The following is a 6,361-nucleotide window of genomic DNA, read 5'->3' as shown; positions in this document are numbered from 1 at the left end:
GGAGGCCGCCTTCGTCGACATCGGCCGCGGCCGCAACGGCGTGCTCTACGCGGGCGAGGTGAACTGGGAGGCGGCCGGTCTCGGCGGCCGCGGGCCGGTCCCGGAACGACCAGGTGGCAACGCTTTTCCGCCCCGCCCTCCCAGTTGGCCATGAACACCGGCACCTCGGCCGCCAAAGAGGCGGGCAACATGGTCGATCTGGACTCGGACCCGACCAAGCTCATCGAGATCGTGGAGATCGGCAAACAGCTGCTCATCACCCGCGGGGCGCTGACGACCTTCTCGATCGCCAACGACATCGCCAAGTACTTCGCGATCATCCCCGCGTTGTTCGTGCCGTTGTTCCCGGGCCTGGACCTGCTCAACGTCATGCGCCTGTCGAGCCCGCAGTCCGCGATCCTGTCCGCGGTCATCTTCAACGCGATCGTCATCGTGCTGTTGATCCCGCTGGCGCTGCGCGGGGTGGCCTACCGCCCCGCCGCGGCCTCGAAACTGTTGAGCCGCAACCTCGCCGTGTACGGCGTGGGCGGCATCATCGCCCCGTTCATCGGCATCAAGCTCATCGACCTCGCCGTCCGATTCCTCCCCGGGATGTCCTGATATGCGTATGTCAACCTGGATCCGGCAGCACGTGGCCGCGCTGCGCGCACTGCTCGTGCTCACGGCGATCACCGGAATCATCTATCCGCTGGCGGTTTTCGCGGTCGCGCAGCTGCCCGGACTGAAGAACAACGCGGACGGCTCGCTCATCGAACTGGATGGAAAGACCGTCGGCTCCAGCCTGATCGGCCAGCTGTTCACCGACGCCGACGGCAACGTGCTCACCCGGTACTTCCAGAGCCGCCCGTCCGTGGCCGGCGACGGGTACGACCCGCTCGCCACCGCCGCGAGCAACGCCGGTCCCGAGAGCATCGTGGACAGCGCGCCCGATTCCACCGGACTGCTGACCACGGTCTGCGCCCGCAGTAGGGCGGTCGCCGAACTCGAAGGCGTGGACGGGAATCGGCCGTTCTGCACCCCGGGCGGGGTCGGTGCGGTGCTCTCGGTCATCGGGCCGCGCGCGGCCGACGGCGAGGTCGAACACCCCACGAAGGTGGTGAGCGTCAACGAGTTCTGCTCGGTGACCACCGCGCCCTTCCTGGCCGAGTACAAGGGCGTGCAGGTCGAATGCGCCGCCGACGGCGAGGATTACTCCGCCGGCCGCATCGTCCCCATTCGTGGTGACGCGCCCGATCGTTCGGCCGTGCCGCCGGACGCCGTCACCGCCAGTGGCAGCGGTCTGGATCCGCACATCTCCCCGGAGTACGCGGCCATCCAGATCGACCGGGTGGCACGGGCCCGCGGGGTCTCGCCCGAGCAGGTGCGCGACCTCGTCGACGAGCACACCGCGGGCCGCACCCTGGGCTTCCTGGGCGAGCCGCGGGTCAACGTGGTCGAACTCAACCTCGACCTCGACGGCACGTTCCCGTTCCGGAGCTGAACCAGTCCGGTGCCGGCCGCGCACCACGGTTGCCTCGCGAACGAGGACGACCGTGGCGCGCGGGCGTGTCACCGTCCGGGCATGCACCCCGTCGGATCGGGCAGCTCGGCGCAGGGCGTGTTGCCGTGCGCGCGCAGGACGTCCTTGCCGGCGCCGTCGGTGAGAAAGCGCAGGAACGCGGCCGCCGCGGAATCGGCGGGCACCTCGCCGTAGGAGTAGGCGTACTCGACGGCCCAGAACGGGTAGGCGCCCGACAGCACGTGTTCACGGGTCGCCGCCCGACCGCCCAGGGTCACCGTCCGCACACCGGAAGCCTGTGCCGCGTCGGCGGATTCGCTGTAGCCGATCGCGCCCGGCAGTTCCGCGACGGTCGCGAGCATGTCCCGGGTGACCGGAACCTCGCAGAAGGCGGGGCCCGGGGGATTGGTGGCCAGGACCGCGCGGCAGCTCGTGGCCGGCGGCGCGGCGGGCTGATCGCCACCGAGCACCCGGCTCCGGAGGGCTTCGCGCGTACCCGAACCCAGTGCCCGCTGCACCACCCGCACCGGCAGATCGGCGCCGCCGAGCAGCCGCCAGTTGTCGATCCGCCCGGCGTAGAGGTCCCGGACCTGCTGTACCGACAGATCTTTCACGTTCACACCCGGATGGGTGATCATCGCGAACTGCGACAGCGCCAGCGCGCGGGGCAGCAGCGCCGGATAGCCCTCGCCCTTGGGCCCGTCGGTGATCGCCAGCAGCGCGGAGTTGTCCTTACCCTCCTTGTCCAGCCGGGTCAGGCCGCGTTCGCTGCCGTCGAACTCGAGGGTGAAAGTCGCCTTGGCACAGCGCTTCCGGTAGGCGGCGACCGCGTCGCGCAGGACCGGTTCGAACGCGGACGAGCCCACGACCGTGAGGTTGCCGCGCCCGCAGTCCGCGGTGGCCGCGGAATCGTCCGAGCCGAGCCCGACCGCGAACTGGACCGTGATCACCACCACCAGGAACCCGATCAGCGCCAGCAGCCGGGGCGAAATGCCGGTGCTGCTGCGGGATTCCACCGCGCGCCCGCCCCGAATCCGGGCCTGCACGGTCGGGGCCGGATAGTCGCCCGCGCCCGCGCTGCGCTGCAGGATCGCCAGGATCTTGTAGTGGTCACCGCGATTCATCGGCACCCGGGGCAGATCGATGACGCCCACCCGCCGGGCGGTGTCCTCCCGCGCGCCGATCCCGGTGCCCGGGCGCAGGCAGTCGCCCATCCCCGAGTCGCTCAGTTCGGTGACCGCCATCCCGATGACGCGCCGGTGCGGGAAGCTGATGTGCACCCCGACCCGTTCCCCTTCGGGCACAGCGTAATCCGCGGCGTCGATGGTGGTCGCGCCGTTGTTCTCGATGCGCATGAGCACCACCGACAGGTCGTGCAGATCCGGCGCCGCGGCGCCGCCGTCCGGTCGCAACTGCGGCAGCACGCCCGGGAACACCGACTCGATCTCACCGGTGACCGGCGTATCCATCTGCACCCGGTAGCCCAGGCGCCGGCGGCCCACGAACACGAACTCCCACACGAACGCCATGATCGGCACCGCGATGCCGATGAGCGCCAGCACGATCTCGATCGGAAACCCGCCCACTGTGCCCCTCCACCCGGGCTCGCGCGCCCGGCTCCGGTGCCGCGAACGCCCGCGCCCGCGACGGGGCGCCGAGCCGATGCCGGGCGTGCCCCGAATTACCCGGAACGGACGATATCAGTTGCCGGGCAGGGGAGTTGGGTCACCACCAGCCGAGAATGGGCCGCAATTGCCGTTCGAGTTCCGGGGCCAGGGAACGGGCGTAGGTGGCGGTGAGGTGGTGCTCGTCGTGGTAGACCAGCACATTGCCCTCCACGACCGCGCAGACTTCGGGTTCGCAGATCGCGTCATTGAGATCGAGGGGGTAGACGTCGGGATATTTCTCCGCGGGCCCGGCGGCCGGATTCACCGCCGAAATGGCGTCCGGGCGTTTCATGCCGCAATCCACGCGATTTCCGCCCGAGGCCAGGCAATCGATGGCACGGTAGCGAATTCCGTCGCGGCGCAGCCACGGGGTATCGCGCATCGCCAGCACGTGCAGACCCCGTTTATTGAGCGCGGACCACACATCCAGATAATCCTGCGGCGTCTCGTCACCGCCGCTGTCGGCGGGCCGGGTGCCGGTGGTGAAGACCCAGTCCGGCCGTTGTTCGCCGAGCCGTTCGATGACCTCGTGCGACCAATCCCGGCAGTCCGGATTGCGCTGGCCCTTGTACATCGGCTCCTCGGCCACGGTGAGCGGGCAGCCCATCTTCAGGTAGACGGTGAGCTGGAACCGGTAGCGCTCGGCCAGCACCTGCAGCGCCGGGATCCAGTGCTCGGCATGGGAATTGCCCGCCACCGCGATGGTGCGCTGCGCATTCGGGTCACCGTAGGAACAGGTGATGACCGACCGGGTGTCGAAGTCGGCGATGCAGCCGTCCCGGGTGGGATAGGCGATGTCGGCCGGCGCCTCCTGGATGGTCGGGCGCATCGGCGCGCGCGGCACCAGCGCCCGTTCGGTCAGCGCGAGCGCACCCGGATACTTCGCGGGATCGAGGTGCCCGACGGCCTGGGCCTTGGCGCCGTTGGTCCACTGCCAGGTGATGGTCGAGGCCAGCAGCAGCACCCCGATCGTGCTCACGGCCGCGCCGATCAGCAGCCGCGGGCGCGCCCCGATGGTCGGCCGCGCGCGTACCCGCAGCGGCTCCTCCACGAAGCGCTGGGTCAGGTAGGCCAGCACGAGCGAGACCACGATGATGAGCAGACCACCGAGCGGGCCGGCCTCGCGTTCGTGCCGTTCGCCGAGGTAGAAGATGAGCAGCGGCCAGTGCCACAGGTACAGCGCATACGCGAACGCGCCGAGCCGCACCGCGGGCGCGGTGGCCAACATCCGGTTGATCCACGGCTGGGTGGCGGTGTTCAATCCGGCCCCGGCCAGCACCAGCGCGACCGTCGCGGTCACCGGCAGCAGGGCCGCGGGCCCGGGGAACTGGGCCGAGCCGTTCACCAGCCAGCCGCACGCCACGATCGCGGCGATACCGGTCCAGGCGAAGATCTCCCGGACCACGCGCGGCAGGCGCAGCAGGGGCGCGGTGATCGCCAGCAACGCGCCGGTGAGCGGTTCCCACGCGCGGGCGAAGGTGTCGTAGTAGTTCCAGCCCTGCTGGGTCACGACCCCGTCGGCGGCGTACCAGAACGACGCGATTGCCGCGACCGCGAAGATCACGCCCAGGGTCAGTCGCATCCGGCCCTCGTGCCCGATCCGGCGGCACGCCCACGCCGTCAGCGCGATCACCAGCAGCAACACCAGATAGCACTGGCCCTGCACCGACATTGACCACAGATGCTGCAGCGGGCTGACCGAGGGATCCGCGGCCAGGTAGTCCGACCACGACAGGGCCAGATACCAGTTCTGGTAGTAGCCCAGCGAGGCCAGGGTCTGCGCGCCGATGTCCGACCAGCGGGTGTGCGGGAGCAGCGCGACCGTGGCGATGACCACCGCGGCGAGCACCACGACCATCGCGGGCAGCAGCCTGCGCAGGGTGCGGCGCAACGTCGTCAGCACCCCGATGCCGCCGCTGTCGCCGCGGCGCAGCAGCATGCCGGTGAAGAAGAATCCGGACAGCACCAGGAAGACGTCGACACCGCCCGAGACCCGCCCGAACCAGATGTGGAAGACCACGACCAGGGCGATGGCCACCCCGCGCAGTCCGTCCAGATCCACTCGATAGCCGCCGGTACCGTGCGCCGTGGGCGCGGCGTCCGCGGCCCGCTCCGGCGTCGTCGATGAGGGTTGATCAGTACTGGATATGGACATGGCGGCGACCATTGTCGTATCGGATGCGTGAAAACTCCCAATCGCCACACGGAACTTGACCCGAATGTGGCCTTGATCGCGGAATCCGGCGAGAACGCATGTTTTGGCGGGATTCGGGTATGGACACCCCGCGAGCCGGTACGGTGGCGCGCTCGGCCACCGCCCGCCGCCGTACCGGGCTCGTCGGACAACCCGAGCCGGGCCAGCAGCCGGGCAGCATTCCCATTCGCACCGCCGGCGCCACGACACCGATATTCCCCGCCCGGCGCCCGACTATGCACGCGAACGGGAAACCCGGATTCCCCGGCGGCGAATACCGCCCGCGCCGAATAGGTTTCCGCACGGGAAAAGCGCGGCCGGAACTGTAATAGGCTCGGTGGGTGCGGCGGATTCTGGTATCGGGCATTTCGGGGGCGGGAAAGACCACACTCGCCGCGGCGTTATCGGAGCTATTGGAGCTGCCCCACCACGAGCTCGACGCGCTGCACCACGGCCCCGGCTGGGTCAAGCGCGCCGAATTCGAAAGCGATGTCGCGGGATTCGCCGCCGGCGACCGCTGGGTCACCGAGGACCAGTACGTCGGTCTGGTCGGTGAGCTGCTGTGGTCGCGCGCGGACACCCTGATCTGGCTCGATCTGCCCCGCCCGACCGTCATGCGCCGGGTGGTGCGGCGCTCGTTCGGCCGCGCGCTGCTGCGCCGAGAGTTGTGGAACGGCAATCGCGAATCGTTCCGGAACTGGCTCGACGCCGATCATCCGATTCGCTGGGCCTGGTCCCGGCACGCCCACCGCCGGGCGCGGACCGCGGACCGGATCACGCGCTTCCCCCACCTGCGGGTGGTGCGCCTGCGCACCGCGGCCGAGGCCGACCGCTGGCTGGCGGACCAGCGCGGGCTGCGCGCGGCCGAACCGGAAGCCTGACGCGGGGTGTTCCCCGAACGCATCCGGACCCGGCCGAACGGCGCCCACGATCGAGAAGAATTCGGCTAGTGCGAGGGGGAGTGCGGCCGTGGCATGACGAAGTGGTTCGGGGCGCTCGGGT

At 70.0% G+C, this 6,361-nt stretch carries 4 protein-coding genes and 1 pseudogene; 3 read left to right on the top strand and 2 right to left on the bottom strand.

Annotated elements, in window-relative coordinates; translation table 11 throughout:
• Positions 1-600: pseudogene (locus ACWDOP_RS38800) on the top strand (potassium-transporting ATPase subunit B); the annotation flags it as partial.
• Position 601: 1 nt separating this feature from the next.
• The gene (locus tag ACWDOP_RS38795) at positions 602-1,480 is read left to right on the top strand and encodes a potassium-transporting ATPase subunit C (RefSeq protein ID WP_456349062.1); all 879 of its coding nucleotides are present in this window, start codon (positions 602-604) and stop codon (positions 1,478-1,480) included.
• A gap of 68 nt (positions 1,481-1,548) precedes the next feature.
• Here the strand turns inward: ACWDOP_RS38795 and ACWDOP_RS38790 are convergent, their stop codons facing one another.
• On the bottom strand, positions 1,549-3,084 hold the full coding sequence (locus tag ACWDOP_RS38790) for a substrate-binding domain-containing protein (RefSeq protein WP_456349061.1): 1,536 nt from the start codon (positions 3,082-3,084) through the stop codon (positions 1,549-1,551).
• Positions 3,085-3,223: 139 nt separating this feature from the next.
• On the bottom strand, positions 3,224-5,320 hold the full coding sequence (locus ACWDOP_RS38785; protein WP_456349060.1) for an acyltransferase family protein: 2,097 nt from the start codon (positions 5,318-5,320) through the stop codon (positions 3,224-3,226).
• Positions 5,321-5,700: 380 nt separating this feature from the next.
• On the opposite strand from ACWDOP_RS38785, the gene ACWDOP_RS38780 reads away from it, so the two are divergent.
• On the top strand, positions 5,701-6,240 hold the full coding sequence (locus ACWDOP_RS38780) for an AAA family ATPase (protein ID WP_456349059.1): 540 nt from the start codon (positions 5,701-5,703) through the stop codon (positions 6,238-6,240).
• Positions 6,241-6,361: the final 121 nt, after the last annotated feature.

The organism is Nocardia sp. NPDC003693 (assembly GCF_053981095.1).
Note: the sequence above shows the minus strand (reverse complement) of the source record. Positions and strands in the feature narration are given on the sequence as shown.

Coding starts and splice junctions, on each gene's coding strand:
- ACWDOP_RS38795 (WP_456349062.1), top strand. CDS start 602: ATGCGTATGTCAACCTGGATCCGGCAGCACGTGGCCGCGCTGCGCGCA.
- ACWDOP_RS38785 (WP_456349060.1), bottom strand. CDS start 5,320: ATGTCCATATCCAGTACTGATCAACCCTCATCGACGACGCCGGAGCGG.